The sequence below is a fragment of the Acinetobacter sp. CE-15 genome (assembly GCF_051059255.1).
Lineage (GTDB): Bacteria > Pseudomonadota > Gammaproteobacteria > Pseudomonadales > Moraxellaceae > Acinetobacter > Acinetobacter guillouiae.
Window position 1 is genome coordinate 524361 of the sequence record NZ_CP192737.1, and the last position, 22248, is coordinate 546608.

General features: G+C 38.4%; 15 protein-coding genes. 8 read left to right on the plus strand and 7 right to left on the minus strand.

The window, feature by feature from the left end; translation table 11 throughout:
* The first annotated feature begins 47 nt into the window (after positions 1–47).
* The 6 genes from ACQ7EO_RS02510 (at position 48) to ACQ7EO_RS02535 (ending at position 9502) form a co-directional block, all read left to right on the plus strand.
* A complete protein-coding gene (locus ACQ7EO_RS02510) occupies positions 48–2675 on the plus strand; it encodes a type VI secretion system Vgr family protein (protein ID WP_434278806.1) in 2628 nt (875 codons plus the stop codon).
* A complete protein-coding gene (locus ACQ7EO_RS02515) occupies positions 2675–3532 on the plus strand; it encodes a hypothetical protein (protein ID WP_314335942.1) in 858 nt (285 codons plus the stop codon). Before ACQ7EO_RS02510 ends, ACQ7EO_RS02515 begins: the two co-directional genes overlap by 1 nt.
* Entirely contained in the window at positions 3522–6464 is a 2943-nt protein-coding gene (locus ACQ7EO_RS02520; RefSeq protein ID WP_314335940.1) for a toxin VasX, read from the plus strand. The genes ACQ7EO_RS02515 and ACQ7EO_RS02520 overlap by 11 nt, the downstream gene beginning before the upstream one ends.
* Complete coding sequence (locus ACQ7EO_RS02525) at positions 6461–7441, plus strand: hypothetical protein (RefSeq protein ID WP_434278808.1); 981 nt, start codon at positions 6461–6463, stop codon at positions 7439–7441. Before ACQ7EO_RS02520 ends, ACQ7EO_RS02525 begins: the two co-directional genes overlap by 4 nt.
* Before the next feature lie 88 nt (positions 7442–7529).
* A complete protein-coding gene (locus tag ACQ7EO_RS02530) occupies positions 7530–8528 on the plus strand; it encodes a DUF6708 domain-containing protein (RefSeq protein ID WP_314335936.1) in 999 nt (332 codons plus the stop codon).
* On the plus strand, positions 8525–9502 hold the full coding sequence (locus ACQ7EO_RS02535; RefSeq protein ID WP_434278810.1) for a hypothetical protein: 978 nt from the start codon (positions 8525–8527) through the stop codon (positions 9500–9502). The genes ACQ7EO_RS02530 and ACQ7EO_RS02535 overlap by 4 nt, the downstream gene beginning before the upstream one ends.
* 161 nt (positions 9503–9663) lie before the next feature.
* Here the strand turns inward: ACQ7EO_RS02535 and ACQ7EO_RS02540 are convergent, their stop codons facing one another.
* The 7 genes from ACQ7EO_RS02540 to ACQ7EO_RS02570 form a co-directional block, all read right to left on the minus strand.
* Entirely contained in the window at positions 9664–11067 is a 1404-nt protein-coding gene (locus tag ACQ7EO_RS02540; RefSeq protein WP_166781803.1) for an efflux transporter outer membrane subunit, read from the minus strand.
* Between the two features lie 22 nt (positions 11068–11089).
* Positions 11090–13081 carry a MacB family efflux pump subunit gene (locus ACQ7EO_RS02545; RefSeq protein ID WP_004725851.1) on the minus strand — a complete coding sequence of 664 codons (1992 nt, stop codon included), beginning with the start codon at positions 13079–13081 and terminating at the stop codon, positions 11090–11092.
* Between the two features lie 2 nt (positions 13082–13083).
* Positions 13084–14448 carry a MacA family efflux pump subunit gene (locus ACQ7EO_RS02550; protein ID WP_151802123.1) on the minus strand — a complete coding sequence of 455 codons (1365 nt, stop codon included), beginning with the start codon at positions 14446–14448 and terminating at the stop codon, positions 13084–13086.
* A 111-nt stretch (positions 14449–14559) separates the two neighbouring features.
* Complete coding sequence (gene holA, locus ACQ7EO_RS02555) at positions 14560–15552, minus strand: DNA polymerase III subunit delta (protein ID WP_004725854.1); 993 nt, start codon at positions 15550–15552, stop codon at positions 14560–14562.
* Between the two features lie 4 nt (positions 15553–15556).
* Positions 15557–16090 carry a hypothetical protein gene (locus tag ACQ7EO_RS02560; protein WP_004725857.1) on the minus strand — a complete coding sequence of 178 codons (534 nt, stop codon included), beginning with the start codon at positions 16088–16090 and terminating at the stop codon, positions 15557–15559.
* A 212-nt stretch (positions 16091–16302) separates the two neighbouring features.
* Positions 16303–18939, minus strand: coding sequence for a leucine--tRNA ligase (gene leuS, locus ACQ7EO_RS02565; RefSeq protein WP_434278813.1), 2637 nt, complete (start codon positions 18937–18939; stop codon positions 16303–16305).
* A 115-nt stretch (positions 18940–19054) separates the two neighbouring features.
* Positions 19055–19450: a DUF4124 domain-containing protein gene (locus tag ACQ7EO_RS02570; RefSeq protein WP_434278814.1), complete on the minus strand. Its 396-nt coding sequence runs from the start codon at positions 19448–19450 to the stop codon at positions 19055–19057.
* Positions 19451–20025: 575 nt separating this feature from the next.
* Between ACQ7EO_RS02570 and ACQ7EO_RS02575 the strand changes: the two genes are divergently transcribed.
* Entirely contained in the window at positions 20026–21753 is a 1728-nt protein-coding gene (locus ACQ7EO_RS02575; RefSeq protein WP_034612315.1) for an acetolactate synthase 3 large subunit, read from the plus strand.
* Positions 21750–22241, plus strand: coding sequence for an acetolactate synthase small subunit (ilvN, locus tag ACQ7EO_RS02580; protein WP_004725868.1), 492 nt, complete (start codon positions 21750–21752; stop codon positions 22239–22241). Before ACQ7EO_RS02575 ends, ilvN begins: the two co-directional genes overlap by 4 nt.
* Positions 22242–22248 lie beyond the last annotated feature (7 nt).

The window sequence follows — 22248 nt, forward strand, 5'->3', positions numbered from 1 at the left end:
GATTAAATATTCATAAATATTAATATTATTTTAAGTTTGATAAGAAAATGAATTTTGCCAATATATTTTCGGCTCTGCAACACCTTGGATTGACTGCGCAAAAACGAGCCTTGCATATCCAATTTAGCAATCCTGATTTGACTGCTCAAATCTTCTTACAACGTATCGATGGGCAACATGGTCTAAACCAAGGTGTGTCTGTTGAACTGATTTGCCTTGCCACTTCGGCTGTGATTCCGCTTAAACAATTCATCGGTAGCCAAGTGGCCATTGATCAAGTCACAGATCATGGACAACTGTTTCGTAGCACTGGGGTGATTACTGAGGCCGCACAAGGGCAAAGTGATGGTGCACTGACGCTATATAAACTCAAACTTGAAGATGCCACTTCACTGTGGCATAAACGCCGTAACAGCCGAGTGTTTATGAATAAGTCGGTTGTGCAAGTCATAGAAACGCTATTTAAAGAATGGCAAGACAAAAGCCCACTCTTTGCATCGAGTCTAAGCCTCGATAAAAGTGGTCTTAAAAAAGATTACGATATCCGACCATTCATTATGCAGAGTAACGAAAGTGACTATGCATTTTTAACCCGCTTGATGCGCAGTGAAGGGATCAACTGGTTGATTGATGAAGCACAATTGATTGTGCCTAGTTCTGCGACTCAAATTCAGCCGCAAAAACTGCGCTTGGTGGATGACAATAGCGAATACAAAGCGCTAGAACGAAGAACGATTCGCTTCCATCGTAGCAGTGCCACAGAACAACAAGACAGCATCACCAGCTTTATCGGGCAACGTAGTTTACAACCCACCGCTGTCCACGTACAACGCTGGCAAGCAGATGTTTTAGAGCAAGAAGAAGGTGCAGGTAGTGTTCAAAGCAAACACCAACACAGTCAAAATCAAAACAATGCCAGTCTCGGTTTAGAACAAGCTTGGCATATCAGTCCGGCATGGATTCAAGACCTAAATGGTGAAGATCAAGCAACCGCGTCAAATAACAATCAGATTGAAAAGATTAACCAAAACCTCAGTCATTACTATGATGCTCAATCCAAACAATTTGTTGCCAACTCCACTGTACGTGATGCGCAAGTAGGTTACTGGTTTGAATTAAACGAACACCCAGAAATAGACCAACACAGTGGCTCAGACAAAGAGTTTCTGATCACGTCAAAGACATTCTATAACCAGAACAACTTACCCAAAGACCTGAATGAACAAATCAATCGCTTGCTCCAACAGAGCAATTGGGTCAATTCAAATGTAGACTCAAATAACCCAGAGCGCCAAGCCAATCAATTGGTGCTACAACGCCGTAATATCACGACTGTTCCGGAATACCACCCACTACAACACCGTCCAAGTACCCATCCACAACGAGCCAAAGTGGTTGGGCCAAGTGGAGAGGAAATTCATGTCGATGAATGGGGACGCATTAAAGTTCGCTTCCTGTTTACTCGCAATGAAGATCATAGTCATGATGGTGGTGCAGGAAGCAATGACAACGACACTGATTCCGCTTGGGTGGATGTACTGACCCCGTGGGCAGGTGAAGGCTATGGTGCGCGGTTCTTACCGAGGATTGGTGAGATTGTCGTGATAGATTTCTTTGATGGTAATATCGATCGACCATTTGTGGTGGGACGTATCCATGAAGCGCAACGTAGCCCAACGAAATTTGATGACAAAGGCCAATTGCCTGATACTAAAAAACTAGCAGGGATCAAAAGTCGAGAAGTTAAAGGCAGTGGCTATGGCCAGCTTAGATTTGACGATACCACAGACCAAATCAGTAGTCAGCTACAAAGCAGTCACGGTGCGAGTCAACTTAACCTTGGTAATCTGAGTCATCCTAAAGAAACTGATACCAGTAAAGGACGAGGCGAAGGCTTTGAACTAAGAACAGACCAATGGGGTGCAGTGCGTGCAGGACAGGGTCTACTACTCAGTACCTATGCTCAAGATTCGGCCTCAGGTAACCATCTCGATGCGACCGCCGCGAAAAGTCAGTTAGAAAGTAGTCTAAATAATTCTAAAGCCTTAAGTGAAGTTGCCAAGAATCAGCAAACTGATCCTTTGGAGGTGTTGGAAAGAATAAAAGGATTTATCAATACACTAGACCAACAAGATCCGAAAAAAGCAGATGCATTTAAGTCTGCAGTGATGATGTTGGCTTCCCCTAATTCGATTGCGCTTGCCAGTAACGAAGATATTCATCTATCAGCAGATGGGCAAATCAGTCATACCGCAGGCGACAGTATCAACCTAAGCACACAAAAGGCTTTGATTGGGCATGCCAGTGCTAAGATCAGTCTTTTTGCGGCACAGGAAGGGGCAAGGTTATTTGCTGGAAAAGGCAAAGTTGAACTTCAAGCTCAAGATGGTGGTGCAGATGTGATTGCACGCAAAGGGATTCAAATCATTTCGACCGAAGACGCGGTTTATATCATTAGTCCGAAAGAGATTAAGTTGATTGGTGATGGTTCTGAATTAAAGATTAATGGTTCAGGGGTATTTTCAACTACAGGTGGTTTGTTTCAGGTGAAGTCGGGGCAACAGAAGTTTACCAGTGGTGCGAAGATTAATTCAGACATTCCTCAGCTTCCTATTTGTGAAATGCGTGTTTCTGGTGCTGCGGCAAAAGGTGATGCTTCTGTGGAGCTTTCATAATGTTATTAGAGCCTATACATCCAAAAGAGGTGATTGAGTATGATTACGTCATTATTGACCCGAATCTAAATGCGCAATATTTTTATGAAGTGGAAGCTCAACTTAAGTCTTTAGCACCTGATTATGCGAAGAATGTACAGCATGTTTTTCCGTATTTATTGCGCTTAAATTCAGTTGATGCTTCGCTTGTTGATGAAATAAAGCAACATGATCAAAATCAGATCAAAGCGGGGCTTTCACCTTTTTTTCTAATGACGTTTAAAAGTGTTCCAACTCGAGAACCTGATATTGTTAATCACTTAAAACAAAATTTAGTCTATGAAGTAGGCACTAAGAAGTATTTGTATCGGTTTTTTGATCCGAAAATTTGGATGTTACTCAATTATTTTGAGAGTCAGGATTTTTTATGGATCAATAAATATTTTAAAAATATTGAATTTAATTTCTTAAATGAAACATTGTGCTTTGACGCTGGATCTGAGGGGGATTTTATTCAACAGCCTGATCATGATTTATTGGACAAAATCAGTGTAAACAACAGAGTATTTGAAAAGTTAAAATTCAAGACTGACGACCTGCCAGCATACTTTTTAAAAGTTAGTCAGATTTTTAATTATGCAGACTTAATAAAAAATAAAGGGATTTTGACCAAGGATGATGCTGTAGCATCCATTTTTCATGCAGATTTAATCGGTGAAAGCTTTCTTGAAACCCACTTTTTCCAACGTTTAACAGAAAGTCCCAAAGGCTATGAACAGGCAAGCAAACAGCTTTCAACGTCTGAGTGGGATGATTTTTTTAAAAAACAAAATATTGATGATGAAAATTTAAAAAATAAGGTGATGTATGACTACTGATAATCAAGAATATCCTTGTGATTTTTGTAAGAGAGATGAAGGGCTACAGTTATTATTGGCTAGATATGTTGTTGTAACAAAAAAGGGAACTTATCCAGAAAATACTCAAAATGATACGATTTTGTCAACTTATAAAAAAAATGATCCTGAATTACAAGATATAAGTGATGAAAAGAAGAAAATAAATAGCGAACTTGAATTTCGTAAAAAAAGGAATGATTTTTATAAAGCGCGAGGGACTTATATTGAAGGTAGTGGTAAACCAAAACCTACCGAACCACTCCGAACAATAACAGTTTCAGCAAGTCGGAGCGCTAAATCTTGTTTTGAAAGTATTAATAGTATAGTTCCTTCAGAAGGATATGCTTATGGACTTACTACTTTAAGAGCTGGATATTTATATGTATTTATGAAACATATGGATAAGTGGCATGAATATGAAATATCTCAACAGGGCTTTTTAAAAAGAATTGATAATAATGATTATTTCTCTGAAACGATCAGCAACTCACAAAGTAAAGAACCTTGTAGTAAAACAGTTCATCGTGCAAGAGCGCTCATGATTACAATCCCAAAGGCCTCTGAAGCAACTGAAATTTATATGAAATATTCAGAAGTAAAATGGAGTAAAGATAAAAAGGTTGAGAACAAAAAAAAATACAAAAAAAATATGAATGTATTCAATGTAAAAGCATATTTAAATGGTATGGGGAATGATGATCGTCAATTTCCCATCACAGAGCAAAACTTAAACTTAATAAAAAATTACAATTTAGAGCAATATGTTTTTTTAGATTCTAATAAGTCTAGCGCATATCTTCAAACTCCGTGGACTTTGAGTAATGTATCAACTAATTTTGAAAATCATTATAATCAGATCTTTGATTATTTGAATTTTAAGAGTTGCTCATCAGAAGCTATTGATAATGATGAAGATTCATCAGTAATTAATAAGTATGATAATTATGAAGTAACAGAATTAAAAGATATTTTATCTGATAATAAAAAAACGAGATTATTTACAGGTGCAATTTTTTGTTTGGATGATTATGTCGGTATAATTCAAGATATTGCTTCTAATGCACTATCTGTATTGGAAGATACTTCAGTATATACAGATCAAGAAAAAACCTTACTTGACGTTGAAGGACTTAAATTAGCATTTGGAATAAATAAAGATATTTATTTTACAGAAGCTGAAAAAGCTGAAATTAATAAAGATCCTATTTTTTTAGATCCTTCTGAGCAATTATCGAATGAATTTGGAAAATATCTAAAAGAACAAATGCAGAAGAAAAAAACACCTGAACAGATCGCAGAAGAAGAAATTAGAGATAAAGCAAATCAACAAAAATATAAACTACAGGATTGGAATAAAAACTATCAAAGCTGTTTAAATGATAAAATTTACTCAGATGCAATTAAATCAAAAAATGAAAAAGATGATCAGAAATCTAAAAAAATTGATTCATTGGATGAGTGGGCATTAAAATTATTTATGAATAATATTATAAATGAACACTATTTTTATGTTACAGAAAGAGATAATCCAAAATCTTTGTCAGGTAATTATGAGTTGAGTTCCTCTATTCTTGAGTTTTGTAAAGCTTTACCTAAATGTTTAGACTATTTTGTAAAACAGCTTTACTTAATTTCAGGTAATAAAAGTTTGATTTCTGATGCATTATGCTGTAGTTCTTCTGATATTAAAAATAGTGTATCAAGCTATATTAACTACTCAAACTTATCTACAATTCCATGGGGAGATTTAATTTCTCGCACGAATTCAGTAATTTCATCATTAAATTCTTTTGAAATAGCATATTTACAAAGTTCAATAAGTCAGTTTGTTTTGCATTTATCTCCTGTCGCTATGCGTGGAATCGAACTTCATCCTAATCAATTGAATCCTCTCACCATAATGCTAGGTGGCTACACACAAGCACCAGTTAAAGAAGGAGTTATTCAGGCGAAAAATGTTTCTCAATTCAATAATAAACTCGCTGACTTATTGATTGCATATTATAAAGATACATTTGGAGCAGATGTTAAGATCAGTAGAGATAGTATGCTTAGTAAAATAGCCAATGATCCACTTTGGAATGCTTCTCGGGAAAAATTAAGAATTAATTTGCCTTATCTTGATGTTAGCACTCAAAATTTACCTAGAGAAAAAGCACATTTTATTAATACTATATCCAGCATGTTATTGGGGAATTATTCAAGTGATGCTGTTCCAAATGAAGTGAATACCTCTAATAAGCTTAAAATCGAAACAGAAATTCCCGTAAACGTATTTACAGATAAAAAAATATCATTTGAGCATCTGGTTGCTACAGGAAACTTCGTTTTCCAGTCACTTGCCATGTATACAGTTTGGACTGATCAAAATTTAAGTGGTTCAGAAAAAGGTGGGCGTAAGGCTGCATCATTAGCAGGTATGGGAATGGCGTTAGCTGAAGGAACATCCATGATGCTCAGTAAGTATTTTGAAAGAAAGATGGCTGTTGGACCATTGAAAAATACAAAACTATTTGTATTTTCAAAAGATTTAGCCAATGCCACAAGTATGAAACATTTAGGATGGCGAACATTAGGTGCATTAGTAGGTGTTGTATTTGGTGTGTTTGATATGATTGGTGGAGTAAACGCTTACAAAAGTGGTGAAAGGACGTACGGAGCACTTTTAGGATTTAGTGGTTTAACAATGGTAATATCATCAGCATTTATTTTCTTTGGATTTGCTACTCATCCAATTGGACTCATATTGTTAGCAATAAGTATAGGGTTGGCTGTGTATGCATTATATAAAAGAGAAAAAGAATTACAAAAATGGTTGCGAAAAAGTTTCTTGGGAGATGCTAACGAAGGGATGGTTTCTTTTGGAAAATATGAAACACAGCTATCAGCTCTAAATGGACTATTTAAATGAAAAATCTGTGGTATTTCATTCCTCGTACCAAAGTTGGTGATAATGTAAAAAAGTATCAACTCTTTAAATTGGAAACTTTTGAACTGAAACGAGAAATCAATCATAATTTTTCAGTTGTTCAGATGAACTCTAACTTTATTGAATTAACAAATAAAAATTATGCTTGGAAGGGAAAGATCGTAACAATTTTTCTCCTTGTTGCACTTCCTATTTTAACTTTAACTATTTATCTCAGCATATTTTTTTTAAAAGATGGTGTAGAGGATGAGGTATTTGTCATATACACCAGTGCAATAATTGTAATATGTAGTGCTCTTTATATATTTATTACGATGTTTCTTTCTTTTTTTAAATTCGATTTTTTAAAGCCTCTTTATTTACCAATCGTAATAAATAGACAAAAAAAGATAATGACTGTATGTTCTGATGGGAATAACACCACTCAGTTTTTATTAAACGATTTGTATTTTGATATCGTTCAATCACAAGGTGTAGTGGGACTACCGCTATATGAGTTACATGCCTATATACTTGATGGTGAAGTGATAAAACATGATATACAGTTGGGTACACCCAATATTCATAAAGACTATATAGAAGGCTTTTTATTGTTTATCAAAACTTATGTAGAACAGGGAACTGAACCGTTGTACTACAGAAAAGGTATAGACGATCCTGAGCAAGATTATAAAAGCAAATTAACATATTGCTATGATATTCAAGAAAAAAAAGAATCCTTTAAGCAAAGTTGGCAAACCGTGTTTATCAATCATTTTCAGACACCACTCTATGCGCTTATTTTTGCCATACCTGAATTTATTCGGTTCTTTGGACGACGAATCACAGTTCTTTTTTCAAAACCATTTTACTGGAGTGAACAGCTTAAAAAAGATAATTCCGTAGATGAAAATGATCCATATATTGTGACAGCAAAAGACAATTTGAAATTTGGTTTTTTTAGTGTGAAAGATAAATGATAAAGCGCGCAAGTGCTTTGATCTCTAAAAATAAAATTATATTTTTTGTGAGCATAATATTTGGAAGCATCAGTAAAATGGGTACATGATGAAAAGTAAAATTAAAGAGCATTCGTTTGGTTATGATGTTTTTAAAGAAAATATACCTTTTTCTAGATTAGATGAAGGTGATGTACTTTTATCTCCCTATGATGAATTTAAACGCAATCATAACTGGTCTTTTCTAAGCATGAATAATAATTATATAGAGCTTATAGATCAATCTTATGCGAGGTTAGGAAAAGGAATAAGTCTTTTAGTATTATGTTCTCCTATATTATTTTTAATATTTTATATTCTATATTTATATTTTTCACTTGGTGGGGGTTCTAAAGAGTCTATTTCTTTTTCAATATTTGTCGTAATTTCAGGGTTGATTGTCTTTTTTTTACCACTCTATGCATTTTTAGACCCTTTTTTTAAATATGACTACAACAAGGCAGTTTGTAAACCAATTTTATTTAACCGAAAAACAGGCAAGGTGTTTTTTTATTTAACTGAAGCTGAGTATATCGAACGAGATTGGAAAGATGTTGTTTATGTGATGGGGAGCAGTTTTGGACTTTCAGGTATACCACTGAGAGAGCTTAGAGCACATATTGTTGAAGATGGTCTGTTAAAACATACTTTCGTCATTGGCTTCCCAATGATAGGTATATTTCGTACTCAAGGCTTATGGTCATTTATATGTCATTTTATGCATAAGGGACCTGAAGAACTATATCCAAAACCTCATCCGATGTATGGAACGATAGATCCGTTTACTCAATTAACATTTTGCCAACAGGTCATTGGTGCAAAAGAAAGTTATCGAGATACATGGAAGTCATTTCGAATTATTTATCATTATAACTGGGTTCCTGCTCTATTCTCCTATCCTTTTGATCTTGGTAATTTTATTGCAAGGCGAATATTGCTCAATATAAAGCCTCTACCTGTATGGCATAAAGAGGTTATCTATAAAAATAAAATGGAGCAACAACGTCCAGAGGAGATCAGTTTTAAAGACAACTTTGAATTTAGTATGTTTGAGATGAAAGATAAATGAAAAATCCATGGTATTTCGTTCCTCGTACAAAAGTTGGAGAAAGTGTAAAGAAGTATCAACTCTTTAAACTCGATACTTTTGAACTCAAGCGAGTGATCAATCATAATTTTTCATTGGTTGAAATGAACTCTAGCTTTATTGAATTAACAAATAGAAATTACGTATGGAAGGGGAAGAAATTAATTTTTTTATCTTTTTTTGGTATTCCTTATGTTTTCCTAGTTCTATTCGGTGGTTGTCTATTTTTTAAAGATGGTGGTGATGATTTATTAGTGCTTCTAATTTTATTTATATTAGTTTTTTTTATTGCATTGTATATGCTTTTAACTATGTTAATTCCTTTCTTGAAACTTGATTTTTTAAAGCCTATTTATTTACCAGTCGTAATAAATAGAAAAAAAAAGACAATGACTGTGTGTTCTGATGGGAATAACACCACTCAGTTTTTATTAAACGATTTGTATTTTGATATCGTTCAATCACAAGGTGTAGTGGGGCTACCGCTATATGAGTTACATGCCTATATACTTGATGGTGAAGTGATAAAACATGATATACAGTTGGGTACACCCAATATTCATAAAGACTATATAGAAGGCTTTTTACTATTTATAAAAACTTATGTAGAACAGGGGCCTGAACCACTGTACTACAGAAAAGGGATAGATGCTCCTGAGCAAGATTATAAAAGTAAATTAACATATTGTTATGATATTCAAGAGAAAAAAGAATCCTTTAAGCAAAGTTGGCAAACCGTGTTTATCAATCATTTTCAGACACCACTCTATGCGCTTATTTTTGCCATACCTGAATTTATTCGGTTCTTTGGACGACGAATCACAGTTCTTTTTTCAAAACCATTTTATTGGAGTGAACAGCTTAAAAAAGATAATTCCGTAGATGAAAATGATCCATATATAGTGACAGCAAAAGACAATTTAAAATTTGGTTTCTTTAGCGTGAAAGATAAATAAAAAGATTAAAATTAATTTTTATCTTTAATTATATTAATGGGTTAAATATGATAAATGGCAATTTGCAATACCCAGCTTATAAGAATAGTAGGGTATTGACCCAAAAAGAAAACATAGCATGAAAAAAAAGCCCATCAGGGCTTTCTTATCTCAACACATTCTTAAGGTAATTGCTTAATCGGACTACCACCCAAAGCTTGCATCAAAGTGACATAAGCATTGTATTGGCTTTGCTTGGCTTGGACTAAAGACAAACGAGCACTACGCGTGGTTTCTTGAGCATCCAAAACATTTTTTAAAGCAATTGCACCATTACGATAACGTACATTGGTCAAACGTTCTGTTTTTTCCGCAAGTTCCAAGTTCTTTTGTTGAAAGGCGACTTGTTTATCTAGCTCAGTACGATTCGACAATGCATTTTCAGTATCTGCAAAAGCTTGGTACAAGGTATTGCGATATTGAACAATGGCTTTTTCATAGTCCAGTTCACTGATCTTTAAATTCTTTTGCATATCATTATATTGTAAAAACGGCAGGCTTAAGCTTGCGCCTAAAGTCAGTGCAGGATTTTTCAATAAATTTGTCAATGATGTGCTGGTTGAACCTAAATTCCCCGTCAAACTGATTGAAGGATAATAGCTGGCTTTGGTGGCATCTTTGGTCGCCAAAGATTCACGTAAACGCAATTCGGCTGCTTTTAAATCAGGACGGCGCGACAAAATATCTGCCGGTAAACCCGCTGAGATATTGGGTAGACTGATCTGCGGTAATTGCTGTGGTTCTTGAATATTTAACTGTTGCACAGGTATTTGTAATAACACGGCCAAAGCGGTACGTGTTTCAACACGTTGCTGTTCAATCTGACTTAAACTGGCTTTTTGGCTTTGTACCGATTGCTCAGCTTGGGTCAAATCTAGTCCTGAAACTGCGCCAGCACGATATTGAGTACGCACCAATTCAAAGGTTTTTTGAGTGGCGGCTAAGCTCTGTTGGGCAGAGCTATAGCGTTCATTTAAATAACCCAATTGCCAATATAAATTTGCGGTTGTGGCAATTAAGGTCTGCCCAGTGGCTTGTAAGTCTTGTTCAGTGGCTAAAGATTCCCACTTTGATGCCTCAGTTTGACGCGCCAGTTTACCAAACAAATCCACTTCATAACTGACACCCGCACTGAGAGATAGACCTTTGGCAGCATCATCACCTGAATTGAGGTCAAAGCTATGGCCTGTAGATACCCCTGAATTAACACGAGGACCTTGTTGGTCTCGCGCTAAGCCAGCTCTTAAACGGGCTGTTTGTAAGTTAATCCCTGCAACAGCCAAATCAGCATTACGTTGAATCACTTGATTGACCAATTGATTTAACTGAGCATCACCAAATAAGGTCCACCACTGATCTGCATATAAATCTGCCTGAACGTGTTTCGATTTTGCATTGTCATAAACAAAACCATTTGGAATTTGCACAGCAGGGGCCTCGTATGGGGTTTTAACCACAGCCGCACAACCGACCAATGAACTCCCAAGAATCAAGGCGCTTGCAAGTTTGCTTAAATTCATTTGCATTAATAATTTCCTTATTCTTCGGTTATTCACGCGAAAGTGCATCAACAGGATTGAGCTGTGCTGCATTGCGAGCTGGGATAAATCCAAATACCACACCAATCAAGGTTGAACATACAAATGCCGCAATGATAGAGGTGCTTGAATACGCCATTTGGAAACTGCCTTTGGCAATATGTCCAATTAACTGTCCAATGCCTAAAGAGAGCAGAACCCCTAAGATACCGCCCAAAATACACACCAAAACAGCTTCGATCAGGAACTGTTGCAGAATGTCACTTTGCCGAGCACCTACAGCCATACGCACACCGATTTCTTGGGTACGCTCGGTCACAGACACCAACATGATGTTCATTACCCCAATACCACCGACAACCAATGAAATCACCGCAATAGCTGAAACCAGTAAAGTCATGGTTTGTGTGGTCTGTTCAATGGTTTGACGAATACTGTCAGAGTTTTGAGTAAAGACATCTTGTGCGCCATGACGTTGTTCCAACAAACTTAAAATGGCATTTTCAGCAACCGCAGTTGGATATTCATCTTTAATACGCACGATGATGCTACGGACATTGGATTGTCCTAACATTCGGCTCATGACGGTTGAATAAGGTAGATAAACATTGAGACTGTCTGAGTTGCCCATAAAGCCTTGCTGTGCATCAATCACACCAATGATTCGGCTTGGAACACTTCCCAATAACAGCACTTGCCCTACAGGGTTAGTGCCATCTGCAAAGAAAGTCTTTTCAGTATTGGCATCAATCACCACATCCTGCGCTCGCCCAGTGATACTGTTTTTATCAAAAGCTTGCCCAGATTTAAAGGTCATACCACGTACATAGAAGAAATCAGCACTGACACCATTGACGGTTGCAGAAGCTTCGGTGTCTTTAAAACGCGCTGTTACGCTACTATTGACTGTTGGACTGACTGCTTCGACATAAGGTTGCTCTGAGAGTGCTTCAGCATCTGCTGGAACCAAGGTTTTAAACTGTGCTGTTTTCGAGTTATCACCAAAGCCACGTCCCTGAAAGACGGTAATGGTATTGGTGCCTAAACTGCTGATGTTATCAAGAATCTGCTTTTGTGAGCCATTGCCCAAAGCCACCACCGAGACCACAGATGCAATCCCGATAATAATACCCAGCATGGTTAAAAAGGTACGCATACGGTGGGCATTCATTGCCAGCAAGGCCATACGGAAGGCTTCTGCAAAACGATCTAATGCAGAACGCCATTTAGATGACTTTTTACGATTCGACTTAGGTTCTGGATCGACAACAATATCAATCTCATCATCATGTTCGGGAACATTTGGCTTATCCGCGATGATGTTACCATCACTGATTTCAATGATACGTGTCGCATTTTTTGCCACATTCATATCATGCGTAACCAGAATAATGGTATGCCCTTTAGCATTGAGCTCACGCAAAATACGCATAACCTCAACACCACTGTGCTTATCCAGTGCACCAGTTGGTTCATCCGCAAGGATGACATCACCACCATTCATCAATGCACGTGCAATTGAAACACGTTGTTGTTGTCCACCCGAAAGCTGATTTGGACGGTTTTCAGTTTTTTCACCGAGTCCTAAGTCAGTCAAGATTTCATGTGAACGCTTTTGACGTACACTCGGATCCATACCAGCATAAATCGCTGGGACTTCAACGTTTCCTGCGGCATTTAAATCACCCAATAAGTGATAGCGCTGGAAAATAAAGCCAAAATATTCACGGCGTAATTGCGCGAGCTCATCGGGTTCAAGTTGACCTGTTTCACGTCCATTGACTTGATAACTACCTGATGTGGGTTGATCAAGACAGCCCAAGATATTCATCAATGTCGATTTACCCGAACCAGATTGCCCTACAATAGCAACCAGTTCACCAGGGTAAATTTTAAGGTTAATACTCTTTAAAATCTGAATAGTGGATTCACCCGCAGGGAACTCACGAATCAGATTACTGACCTCAAGTAGAGGTTTGATCTGATGATTGTTCTGATCCATGCTTAGAGTCTCATTGGGCCACTGTTTTTATTGCTTCGTTTTGCAGAGTCATTGGATGTATCTGAACCATCTGCTAGTACAACTTGATCACCTTCATTGAGGCCACGCAGTACTTGGGCGGTTACACGGTTATTTAAACCAATTAAAACTTGTTTACGTTGAGCACTACCATCCGCCTGTAAAACACGAACAATCGAAACCGAAGCTTTACCCTGATCAATCAAAGTCTTTTCATCTGCGGTGAGTTCAAGGCGTTCTGGGCGATCAGCAGCATTTTGTCCATTTTTATTTGCTTGACCTTGAGGTGCAGATGCTGAACGAGTTGAATTTGCACCAGATGCGCCATTTGCTGATTTATTGGCGCGTTGTGGACGGTTTGAAGACTGTAATGCCGCAGCAGGAACAGTCAGTGCATTTTTGGCTTCAGCCAGAATGATATATACCTGTGCGGTCATATCAATTCGGAGTTTACCGTCATCGTTTGGTACATCGAATAGGGCATTATAATAAATCGCTGTACTTGATGATGAGGAAGATGAATTGCTTGATGTTTCAGTGTTAATTGATTCTGGTGCTGGCTCTACTTGACGCAGTGTTGCATAGCGTTTTTTCTCACTGTCACCCAGTGTGGTGAAATAAACTTTTTGACCTTCTTGAACTTTCATGACATCTGCTTCAGACACTTGTGCCTTGATGGTCATGGTGTCCAATTTTGCAAGTTTCACAATAGTTGGTGCACTTTGGTTGGCGTTTACCGTTTGACCTTCTTCGGTCACAATGGCTACCACAGTACCATCCATAGGAGCAACAATACGGGTATAACCTAAGTTTTCTTGTGATGTTGCAAGTGTAAGCTTGGATTGTTCAATTTGTGCATTCATCGAAGCAATATCAGCTTGTGCTGTTTTAAATGCCGCTAAGGCACTGTCATAATCTGCTTTAGACGTTGCATCTTGTGCAAACATATTTTTTTGGCGGTTATATTCTGCCTCAGCTTTGGCTAAAGTCGCCTGTTTGGTTGTCAACTGAGCCTGTTGATTTTTAATATTGGCTTCAGCCGTTTTTAAATCGTTGCTTTGACGTACTGAATCAATTTGTGCAATCAGTTGACCTTGTTTAACTTGGTCACCCAGCTTGACGTACATTTTTTTAACTTGACCTGAAACCTGCGCACCAACGCTCACCATCTTGGTTGCTTCTAAATCACCTGTTGCAAGAACTGCATCTTCAATATCACCACGTGTGACTTCTGAGGTTATATACTGCGGTTGTGTATTTTTAGGCTTTAATACGTACCATGCGATTGCGGCAATGATGGCAAGACAAACCGCTATAAGAATGGCTTTGGCTGGTTTTATTTTTGGCATAGCGATAATTGGGCTGAGAGAAAAATTGATCAAATTATAATGATTAAATAAGGATAAAGCGTGAATTTTTTAAAATAAATGGAAATGAGAATTATTCTGTATAATATTTACCTAAGCATTGATAAATAAAGTTTTTCCACATAACTCAGCAATACATTGTTGAATGATGTGTTCTGGACTTTCTTTGCTGAGTCCTTTGATTGCAGCATCTACACGCAATAACAGTTGTGGCCAAGTTAAAAATGAATGTGGATTTAAGCGTCTAAGTGCTTGTTGATACAACGAAATCTTGGTTTTCCAAATACCGAGCTGTAAGGCATTTTGTGGTTGTTCATACAATTGCATCAAAAGACGCATTTCTTTACTAATTGTCCATAAAATTAAACTGTTGGGTTCGCCTGACTCCACAAGATATTGGAAAATTTTAATCGAAAGTGCCAAGTTTCCAGCAATCAATGCATCACTTAAATCAAAGGTGCTATAACGTGATTGATCCTGTAAACATTCTTGTAAATGTTCAATTGAAATCTGCTTTTGATCTGGGAAGGTGTCGGCAACACGCATCAGGCTGTTTTTGGCAGCCAAAAGATTATGTTCATGATGTTGTTCAAGCCAGATCCAGGCATCTTGATTTAATTGGACACCGAGCTGATCTGCTTCGATTGACAATATTCGTTGACGGTCTTGCGGGTAATTTGCGGTTAAAGCAATCACAACACCATTGGCTTCAACGGTTTGAAAGAAACTTGACTTTAGACTACTTGAGTCTTGTTTGGGCATAATGATCACAAGCAAGTTGTGTTCATTATGTTGAATATAGTGTTTGAGTTGTTTGAGTCCATTGGCATCGGGTTTGATATTACCATGGACTTCAAGTGCGAGATTTTGAGAAAATAAAGATAAGCTATTCAAAGCATTAAAGACATTTTTCCAGTCGGAAACGCTATTGAGATCATAGCGTTGTCTTTCTACTTCATGTTTTGCCCAGCTTTTTCTTAAAGCATCGAGTAGGTTTTGTTCTAAAAGTGGTTCTTGACCATGTAAAATCCAAACACCTCGCGCTTCATCAACACGTTTAAGGGCTTGTAAATAGTCAAGTTTCATAGAATTATTGCGCTACAGGTTGGGTCGAAAGAGTACGTGCTTTAGGTAAGCGATTGGCTGCAATTTGACGCGACATTTGTTGTGCAATGTCATCAATCAAAATTTGGCTCAGATATTTATATTGTTGATCATCTGTGTTGACCGTTGCAACATCATATTGATAACTACGAGATGCATTTAAGGTCCGAGGTTCAGTAATCGGATTCCCTTGTTTATCTTCAATCTGGAAAGTAACACTTAGACGGAGTAGTGTTTCTACCAATTTACCATTTAACTCATGACGAACAGGTTTGTAGTCTAATACTCGTAATACATAAGCATCACTTGAATTACTCAGTTGGACACCTGTTGCAGTTAAATAAACACTGAGTTTCTTTTCAAGATCTTCAGTATTCGCTGGTAATACCAGTTGTAATTTGGTGTAAACCAAAGGTGTTGCTTGGGCATTGGTGCCCTTTAAATGAAAGCCACAACCTACTAAGCCCGCACTCAGACCCAAAGTTAATACAACTGCAGCAACACGTTGAACTAAATGCATGCTTTGTCCTCATGAAATTCCATTGGATATGGAATATTTAATCTTTATAAATTCACGCCATTTTAGAATCAAAGCCCGTTGAATGACAACGGGCTTTGTTTGGGTTTTGTTTATTGCATTTAGTCCCCCTCTTTTTAAAGAGGGGTTAGGGGAGATTTTTTTCATAAAATCCCTCCAAACCTCCCTTTTAGAAAGGGAGGCTTAAAAGCTTTTTAAACCACCAAATTCACAAGCTTATTTGGAACCACAATTTCTTTCTTGGTTGGACCTGTTAAGAATTGCTGAACCTCAGGTAACGCTTTAGCCAATGCCAATAATTCATCTTTCGATGCATCAACAGAGACTTCTAACTTGCCACGAAGCTTACCATTGACTTGAACTACGATGGTTTGTGTATTACGTGTTAATGCAGACTCATCAACCGTAGGGAACAGTACCGAAGTTAAATCGATATCAAACTCAGTCAATAAGGTCTGACTTAAGTGTGGTGCAAATGGTGCAAGTAAAGTCAATAAAGTGGTAATCGCTTCACGTGCTACAGCAACATCGTTGTCATCTTTTGCTTCAAACTTATTGCTGGCATTGAGTAATTCCATCAAAGCTGCAATCGCGGTATTGAATGCATGACGACGTTCGATGTCATCACCCACTTTTTGAATCGTTTCATGAGTTTTACGACGTAGATCTTGCGCTTCAGTAGAAAGTTTCGAAGCATCAATTGCTGTTGCATGGTTGCCTTTTTCAAGGAAGCCTGCAACTAAACGCCATACACGTTTTAAGAAACGGTTTGAGCCTTCAACACCTGCATCAGACCATTCTAAAGATTGATCTGGTGGTGCAGCAAACATCATAAATACACGTGCAGTATCTGCGCCGTATTGGTCAATAATCGCTTGTGGGTCGATACCGTTATTTTTCGATTTCGACATTTTCTCTTGACCACCAACCACAACGTCTTGACCATCACCTGAATATTTAGCAGAAAGTACACGACCTTTCTCGTCTTTTTCTAACTCAATATCCGCAGGATTAAACCAAGTTTTTTTGCCGCTTTCCGCTTCACGATAGAAGGTATCCGCTAAAACCATACCTTGAGTCAGTAAGTTGGTAAATGGTTCATTGCCTTGTACCACACCCTCATCACGCATAAGTTTATGGAAGAAACGTGCATAAAGTAAATGTAGGATGGCATGCTCTACACCACCAATATATTGGTTTACAGGCAACCAAGATTTTGCAGCTTCAGGTTTAACTAAACCACCTGTGAAATCAGGAGAAGCGTAACGTGCATAATACCAAGATGACTCTACAAAGGTATCCAAAGTATCGGTTTCACGACGTGCATCACCACCACAGCTTGGGCATTTTGTTTGATAAAATTCAGGCATTTTATTTAAAGGATTACCTGAACCATCTGGAACCACATCTGTTGGAAGAACAACTGGCAGTTGATCTTCTGGAACAGTGACTTGACCACACTTGTCACAGTTGATCATCGGAATTGGACAACCCCAGTAACGTTGACGAGAAACACCCCAGTCACGTAAACGGAATTGAACTTTAGCGCTGGCAAGACCTTGTGGTTCTAATTTGCTTAGGAATGCATCAAAAGCAGCTTGGAAGTCTAAACCGTCAAATTCAAATGAATTGACCAATTTACCTTCTTTAGAACCGTACCATTCCTGCCATTCTGAAGCAGAATATTCGGCATCATCTGAGCCTTTGGCATCAATGACTTGTTTGATTGGTAAGTTGAATTTATTGGCAAACTCAAAATCACGTTCATCATGTGCTGGAACGGCCATCACCGCGCCTGAACCATATGACATCAATACATAGTTTGCGATCCAAACAGGGATATCTTGACCCGTAACAGGGTGTTTAACAGATAAACCTGTTGCCATGCCTTTTTTCTCAGCAGTCGCAAGATCCGCTTCTGCAACAGAACCCATACGACATTCTTCAATAAAGGCAGCAAGTTCTGGCTTGCCTGCTTCAGATTGAATCGCAGCAGCTTTGAGCGCTAGAGGATGTTCAGCTGCAACCGCAACATAAGTTACCCCCATCAAGGTATCGGCACGTGTGGTATAAACCGTTAAACCATCTGCATAAACTTCAGGATTTGCCGACGGGAAGGTAATGTCCATACCCGTTGAACGACCAATCCAATTGCGTTGCATGGTTAAAACTTGTTGTGGCCAACCGTCTTTTAAGGTATCTAAATCGTCTAATAATTCTTGTGCATAATCGGTAATTCGGAAGTAATACATTGGAATATCACGTTTTTCTACCAATGCACCTGAACGCCAACCACGTCCATTTTCAACTTGTTCATTTGCAAGAACAGTTTGGTCTACAGGATCCCAGTTCACTGTAGACAGCTTGCGATAGATCAAGCCTTTTTTATAGAGCTGTACAAATAACCATTGTTCCCAGTGGTAATACTCTGGTGTACAGGTGGCAAATTCGCGATCCCAGTCGACAGATAGACCAAGTTTCTTCAATTGATCGCGCATATATGCAATGTTTTCAAAGGTCCACTTTGCTGGCGCAACTTGATGGGCAATCGCTGCATTTTCAGCAGGTAAGCCGAAAGCATCCCAACCCATCGGTTGTAGCACAGTTTCACCTTTGAGACGGTGAAAACGGCTGATCACATCACCAATAGTATAATTACGCACATGACCCATATGCAGTTTGCCGCTTGGGTAGGGGAACATCGAGAGGATATAACGACGTGGACCTTCTACAGTGTCGGCAACTTTAAACGATTTGCGATCTTCCCAGTCTTTTTGGACTTGAGGCTCAATCGCATTTGCTTGATATTCAGGGTCAATATGAGTAGTCATAAATGTATTTGAGAATAATGGTTAAAAAACTGTGCACACAGCATAGCGCAAAATCCATCAAAAAGTGAATTTTGCGTGCTTTTAAATCTGAAAAACTTGTGATTTTACTTTTAATTTAATTATTGACTGGGGCAACACTAATAGGTGTATTTTGCCCATTTTGTGGTGCGACATTGGGCTGTTGTGTATTCGGTGGGTTAACCACTGGTGCTGGGGTTACCGGTTGAGTACCTTGTGGTTGCCCATTTTGAGGCTGATTTTGTGGTGTATGCGACTGAGCTGTTGGTGCTGAGTTGGTGGGTGTCGAATCTCCATGATAGCCATAAGTATTCACCTTGCTTTGGCTGCGCGCATTCTTCGGCGGTGGCGTGGTGGTGTAATGGGTAGAGCCTTTGCTGTCTACCCATTTATAATACTGTTTTGCATGACTGGCGCTGACACCAACCACAGAGAATAAGGCAAAAATTGTCGATACAAAAGCCGTGTGTGCAAAGCGTTGACGTTGTTTCATTTTATAAAACCTTTGAGTCATTTTTTATTCAGATAAAAACGAAAAATCATTCTGCTATCTAATATACATCGGATTGTTTTCGCTTGATCTGGGTATTTTAGAAATCGTATTTATTTTATACAGAAAAATAAAATTTTAAATAATTCTTTTGCAATTTTATTGGCTTATAAGTCTTTGAAAATTTTATTTATAAGACAACCAAAAAAAAGGAATAGTTTTAAAAATAAACGCTTGGTAAATAAACAATAAAAAGCCTGATAGAAACCTTGACTTTGTTCGCTAAAACTACAAAAATGCTTGCTTTAGTTTCAGATGTTTTTTTCGATCACCCTTCGAGTAAAAATATCAAAGCAAGCAATAACATTTTCTCTAAGCCGAGAAAATGACTCTACCGAAGCATGTTTATCCCAACATATTTCAGTGATTCATACAGCTCAAACAGCTGCGTGACGATTTATTTTTTTATTGCTGCAAAAACTAGTAAATATGTGTGCTATAACAGAGCGCACAATCAATGAATGAAACACGGCCTGTGTCTCCCATAGCGCTGTGGAATAAAGATTAGGGTGAATACGTTGGAACTTTTATCTGGTGGTGAAATGCTCGTTCGTGCATTGGCGGACGAAGGCGTTGAACATGTTTTTGGATATCCAGGCGGCGCAGTATTACATATTTATGATGCGCTATTTAAACAAGATAAAATCAATCATTACCTCGTACGTCATGAGCAAGCTGCTGGTCATATGGCAGATGCTTACTCACGTGTGACGGGTAAAACAGGTGTAGTGCTGGTCACTTCTGGACCTGGCGCAACCAACACTGTAACACCAATCGCTACAGCCTATATGGACTCAATCCCAATGGTGATTTTGTCTGGACAGGTTGCCAGCCATCTTATTGGTGAAGATGCATTCCAAGAAACAGATATGGTCGGTATTTCTCGCCCGATCGTAAAACATAGTTTCCAAGTGCGTCATGCAAGTGAAATTCCTGCCGTTATTAAAAAAGCATTTTATATTGCTGCTTCAGGTCGTCCGGGTCCTGTTGTGGTTGATATTCCGAAGGATGTTACCAATCCTGTCGACAAGTTTGCTTATGAATATCCTGAAAAAGTGAAGATGCGCTCTTATCAGCCACCTCACCGTGGTCATTCAGGTCAAATTCGTAAAGCCATTGATGAGCTGATTAATGCCAAACGCCCTGTGATTTATACGGGTGGTGGTGTTGTTCAAGGCAATGCTTCTGCATTACTGACTGAATTGGCGCATTTATTGAATTACCCAGTGACCAATACGCTGATGGGTTTGGGTGCGTTCCCAGGCGATGATGAGCAATTCTTGGGTATGTTGGGTATGCATGGTACATACGAAGCCAATATGAGTATGCATAATGCTGATGTTATCTTGGCGATCGGTGCGCGTTTTGATGACCGTGTAACCAATAATCCGGCGAAGTTCTGTACTAACGCGAAAGTGATTCATATTGATATCGACCCAGCGACGATTTCAAAAACCATTATGGCGCATATCCCAATTGTGGGTGCGGTAGAGCCAGTACTTCAAGAGATGTTGGTTCAATTGAAACAAATGAATGTTTCTAAACCAAACCCTGAAGATATCTCGGCATGGTGGTCACAAATCAACGAATGGCGCAAAGTACATGGTTTGCGTTATGCGCCAGGTGAAAATGGTGTGATGAAACCACAACAAGTGGTTGAAGTATTAGACAAAGTAACCAATGGCGAAGCGATCATTACTTCTGACGTTGGTCAGCATCAAATGTTTGGTGCGATGTATTACAAATACAAACGTCCACGTCAATGGATCAACTCAGGTGGCTTAGGCACAATGGGTGTAGGTTTACCTTATGCCATGGCTGCGAAACTTGCATTCCCAGACCAACAAGTAGTGTGTATCACAGGTGAAGCATCGATTCAGATGTGTATCCAAGAGCTTTCTACATGTAAGCAATATGGCTTAAATGTGAAAATTCTGTGCTTGAACAACCGTGCTTTGGGTATGGTAAAACAATGGCAAGATATGAACTATGAAGGACGCCATTCAAGTTCTTATGTTGAGTCATTACCAGATTTTCCAAAATTGATGGAAGCTTACGGTCATGTAGGTATCCAGATTGACCATGCGGATGAGCTTGAATCTAAACTTAAAGAAGCAATGGCGATTAATGATAAATGTGTATTCATTAACGTGATGGTTGATCGTACCGAGCATGTATATCCAATGCTTATCGCAGGTCAATCTATGCAAGATATGTGGTTGTCTAAAGGGGAGCGTACTGAATGAGACATATTATTTCTGTACTCGTTGAAAACGAAGCTGGTGCGCTTTCTCGTTTAGTGGGGTTGTTCTCTCAACGTGGCTATAACATTGAAACTTTAAATGTCGCACCAACTGAAGATCCAACCATGTCACGTTTGACATTAACCACCTATGGTGATGACCATAAAATTGAGCAAATCACCAAACAGCTGAATAAATTGGTTGAAGTGGTTAAAGTGGTTGATTTGTCAGAAGGCGCGCACATTGAGCGTGAGCTGATGCTGATTAAAGTCAAAGCATTGGGTTCTGCACGTGCTGAAATTAAGCGCACAGCGGATATCTTTCGTGCTCAAGTGGTTGATGTTACTCCAACGACTTATACCATTCAGATTGCGGGTACAACTGAAAAAATTGATGGCTTTATTGATGCACTTGCAGAAAACACAATTTTAGAAGTTGTTCGTTCTGGTGTATCCGGTATTGCTCGTGGTGAAAAGGTTCTTTCACTCTAGTTGCACC

Bases quoted from the DNA above. Each gene is read 5' to 3' on its own strand.
- ACQ7EO_RS02540 (WP_166781803.1), bottom strand. From the start codon at position 11,067: ATGCAAATGAATTTAAGCAAACTTGCAAGCGCCTTGATTCTTGGGAGT.
- ilvN (WP_004725868.1), top strand. From the start codon at position 21,750: ATGAGACATATTATTTCTGTACTCGTTGAAAACGAAGCTGGTGCGCTT.
- ACQ7EO_RS02520 (WP_314335940.1), top strand. From the start codon at position 3,522: ATGACTACTGATAATCAAGAATATCCTTGTGATTTTTGTAAGAGAGAT.
- ACQ7EO_RS02515 (WP_314335942.1), top strand. From the start codon at position 2,675: ATGTTATTAGAGCCTATACATCCAAAAGAGGTGATTGAGTATGATTAC.
- ACQ7EO_RS02535 (WP_434278810.1), top strand. From the start codon at position 8,525: ATGAAAAATCCATGGTATTTCGTTCCTCGTACAAAAGTTGGAGAAAGT.
- ACQ7EO_RS02530 (WP_314335936.1), top strand. From the start codon at position 7,530: ATGAAAAGTAAAATTAAAGAGCATTCGTTTGGTTATGATGTTTTTAAA.
- ACQ7EO_RS02545 (WP_004725851.1), bottom strand. From the start codon at position 13,081: ATGGATCAGAACAATCATCAGATCAAACCTCTACTTGAGGTCAGTAAT.
- ACQ7EO_RS02550 (WP_151802123.1), bottom strand. From the start codon at position 14,448: ATGCCAAAAATAAAACCAGCCAAAGCCATTCTTATAGCGGTTTGTCTT.
- leuS (WP_434278813.1), bottom strand. From the start codon at position 18,939: ATGACTACTCATATTGACCCTGAATATCAAGCAAATGCGATTGAGCCT.
- ACQ7EO_RS02525 (WP_434278808.1), top strand. From the start codon at position 6,461: ATGAAAAATCTGTGGTATTTCATTCCTCGTACCAAAGTTGGTGATAAT.
- ACQ7EO_RS02570 (WP_434278814.1), bottom strand. From the start codon at position 19,450: ATGAAACAACGTCAACGCTTTGCACACACGGCTTTTGTATCGACAATT.
- ACQ7EO_RS02510 (WP_434278806.1), top strand. From the start codon at position 48: ATGAATTTTGCCAATATATTTTCGGCTCTGCAACACCTTGGATTGACT.
- holA (WP_004725854.1), bottom strand. From the start codon at position 15,552: ATGAAACTTGACTATTTACAAGCCCTTAAACGTGTTGATGAAGCGCGA.
- ACQ7EO_RS02560 (WP_004725857.1), bottom strand. From the start codon at position 16,090: ATGCATTTAGTTCAACGTGTTGCTGCAGTTGTATTAACTTTGGGTCTG.